At 59.8% G+C, this 3,330-nt stretch carries 2 protein-coding genes and 1 pseudogene; all 3 read left to right on the top strand.

From position 1 onward, the window contains the following. Positions 1–340, top strand: a pseudogene (locus BMY73_RS27680) (DUF2345 domain-containing protein); the annotation flags it as partial. Then, the gene (locus tag BMY73_RS27675) at positions 325–1,155 is read left to right on the top strand and encodes a DUF4123 domain-containing protein (RefSeq protein ID WP_175500259.1); all 831 of its coding nucleotides are present in this window, start codon (positions 325–327) and stop codon (positions 1,153–1,155) included. The pseudogene BMY73_RS27680 and the gene BMY73_RS27675, both read left to right, overlap by 16 nt. Position 1,156: 1 nt before the next feature. Then, a partial coding sequence (locus BMY73_RS27670) for a hypothetical protein (protein WP_139214301.1) occupies positions 1,157–3,330 on the top strand: 2,174 nt, incomplete at its 3' end.

Below are 3,330 nucleotides of genomic sequence, written 5' to 3'. Positions count from 1 at the left end.
TCTCAGTAGCGGCGCGAAAGTGGTGATCGAAGCGGGCAACGAACTGACCCTCAAGGCGGGCGGCAGCTTCATCAAGATCGACGCGGGCGGGGTCAGCATCACCGGGGCGCAGATCAAGCTGAACAGCGGAGGCAGTCCCGGGACTGGAAGCGGCGCAGCACCGCTTCTGCCGGGTGCTTTGCTGGAGGCTGATACGGACAAGGCCGGAGCAATACCGGCACCCGCCATGCTCAATCCATTCGTACAAAAAAGCACAGAAGGTCTGCCCGTCGTCCCGGTCTGTGGCAAGCAGGCCAACGGTATTTGCACACGGGAGGTATGCCCATGTCTGCGTGGTTAAGCCGGTTTCTTGAACAGCCCGGCGACAAGGCTCCCTGGCTCGATGGCAATCGTACGCTGTATTGCATCATTGACCGCGTACGCCAACCCAAAGCCATGGAGTATTTGTACCAACAGGATGGCGTCACCGGGATCGAACGTCTCTTTCGGGGTACGCCATTCACAGAACTCCTGGACGTCGGACCGCTTTGGCTCCCCGTCAAGGCTGGAACTGCGCTGGCAGCGAAAGCTGCCGAGTTATGCCTTGCCAGTCGCTCAGGCATTCTGATCAGCAGCAATGCCCCTCCTGAAACCGCTTTCCTGCATGCCCAGCGCCTGCTGCGCATGACTGTCCGCGGTCAAGGCGAGGTCCTTGCGCGCTTCTACGATCCGGCTTTCTGGAGTGCACTGGCGCTTACGGCACCGGCGCAACTGCTTTATGGCCCCTGGCAGAGCGTGCATACCCCACCCGCGACCATCGACGACGCGCGGTGGCGGGCATGGTCGCCACCACACGATCTCGTCGAAATATCGAATGCTGCCGCTTATCCCCTGCTGCTTGAGGACAATACGCTCGCCGCGTCGACCGACATGCGCATGTGGTACTGGGTTCGTACCCGCGCACCCGAATGCGTCGGTGAAATCAGTGATCACCAATTACCGATCGTGCTCGGCAACCTGAACCTGCTCGTCGAGCACGGTATTGACGAAGGTCGCTATCTGGAACGCCTGCTGCCCCGGCTGAACCAATTCCCCCTGCAAAGCAATCCCCACGTCATGAGCGTGCTGAGCAGCGACCTATTGGCATTTGAAAAAGTAAAACAACTGGAAGTTTGAAATGACAGGTACGTCCGAAACCCAAACCACCCCACAGATGACGCCCGTGATCCTTCTGGCCGAACAGCCGACGCGCCCCGTCGATACCGAAGTCTTTTGCAAGGACAACCAGCCAGGCTGCAGCACTCGCTTTCACGACATCATCTACGTGACCGGGCAGCGCCGCTTCTGGCTGCTGCCCAAGCGCCTGACGGATCAACTGAAAGAAAGCGCCAGTCAGCTCAAGGAAAAGACCGTCGATACCGACAAGGCAACGCGGATGAGCAACATCGCCGATGCCGGGTTGCTGGATTACTTCCTCACGCCGGGGCCTGAAGCCTTTCTCGAAGACGACGACGGCGGGACGGGAGAGCGCCATCGCTATCTCGAATCCCGGAACGCGATCGCCGAGGACACCGATAAAAGAGCGCAATGCAGACAGCAATGGTTCGCGGCGAGGGCTCAGGGCGACAGCACAGCAGCGATGCACGCCGAGCGCGAGATGTTCAGGGCGAAGCAACGCATCGAAAAACATGAAAAGAACATGTCGGACCTGGAGCAGGTCTCCAACAGGCGTGCGGAGGCGCTAGGTTACAAGCGTGAAAACGGCGTGTTTTATACGCCCCGTGCCTTAGAGGCACGCGATGCGATGAAGCGGTACTTGGTAGAGCGGGAAAAGGCCGTCGCAGAAGGCTTTGATGTGTTCGACTTTCGCACCAACTCGGACGCAACCGTCTGGCAATTTCTGAAGCACTACAAAGCGCTGAGAGAAAAGCTGACGGGAGCCGATGTGGTGGATGAAAACGCGCTGAAAGGCGTACAGGAAACCCTCCTCATCCTTGAAAAGAAGGTGGAGAAATACGTCAAGGCCATCGTCGAACTCGCCGAGTATGGCATCGCGGTTCCCGAATTCGCGCTCAGCCCTGACGACGTGTATGCGGGAACCGAGGCGTTCCAGGCCTACTGCGCACTGCTGACTGAACGCGCGGCTCTGGAAAAGAGGATCGATGCACGTTATTCCGAATGGGTTTCGGCCACTGCCGGCAAGGCGGCCCCGCCGGGCGCACTCTTCGCTGGACTGCAAGATCAATGGCGCGCGTTGAACACCAGGGCCGAGCAGCTCAAGAACACCGCCGAGGCGAGGATTCGGCACGCGATGCCCCCGCGTCTTTTCGTATGGGAGCCGGAAAACTATAAACCCAAAGCCCTCGAACGACTCGCCAAGTCCAACTTCCCGTTGAGAGAGCTCAGCAGCGCGTCATCCACCAGCATGCTGAACCACATCAGCCTCAAATACCTGGCCAGAGAAACGAGCAATACGCTGACGCAAGCACTCAACGACCTGAAAGCGATGCCAAAACCGATGTCCAACGCCGCCGACGAAGACCGCGCCTTCAGCGACTGGCTCAAAGCAGGCGGCGCCCATCCATTGGCTGAGAAAGGCCCGTGGTTCGACAGCCTGGGCTTGTTCCAGCCGGACATCTTTTTCGACGAACTGAAAAAAGCCAACTTCACAGTCGACAGTCTGGAAAGCGCCGATAAACGCCAGCGTTGGGGCGACACCCTCAAGGCCATGGTCTTTGAAGACAAGCAGTTGCGTAACCTCATGCTGTTCGACAACAGTCCTCAAGCACAACTCATGCGAAGCCTGCTGCCAGAGGGCAGCAGCCTGCAGAGCTCGGTCTCCGTCACAGGCCCGAAATGGCAAAAGGGCCTTCAGTTGATGGGCGCCAACGTGGCACTGGACGTCACCGCATGGCGCGGCGAAGTCAATCTGCTAAACGTAGAACTGCCCAAGCGCAGCGAAGCGCAATCCCTGCTTGTCGACTACACCGCCTATGACGGCAGCGTTCGCACCCTGGACTTCGGCAAGCTCTCGCTCACGCTCAGTGCCAAGGCCTGGGGTTTTGCCGGCGCCAGCCTGATGCTTTCCAGAAGCCTGACACTCGATCAGGCCAGCGGGTTCACCAGCCTCGCCGGCGTAGACGTGGCTCAACGCAGGGGAGAAGTCGGCACGTTCGACCTGTTCGTCGGCGCCCAGGCCGGCTGCAAGGTCGCAGGTGAACTCTCCTGGTGCCCGCCCGCCAACGTCCTGCCACCTGCGCCCATCCCCAACCGCGCGCCCTTCTCCGCCTGGCGTCCACTGGCCAGACTGGAAGTGGAACTGGTGGCGGCGGTCGGCGCAGGTTACTCGGG

Origin of the sequence: Pseudomonas sp. NFACC02 (assembly GCF_900110765.1) — a bacterium.
GTDB lineage: Bacteria > Pseudomonadota > Gammaproteobacteria > Pseudomonadales > Pseudomonadaceae > Aquipseudomonas.
The sequence above is the reverse complement of the archived record's forward strand: the minus strand, read 5'-3'. Positions and strand labels throughout refer to the sequence as shown.

Coding starts and splice junctions, on each gene's coding strand:
- BMY73_RS27675 (WP_175500259.1), top strand. CDS start 325: ATGTCTGCGTGGTTAAGCCGGTTTCTTGAACAGCCCGGCGACAAGGCT.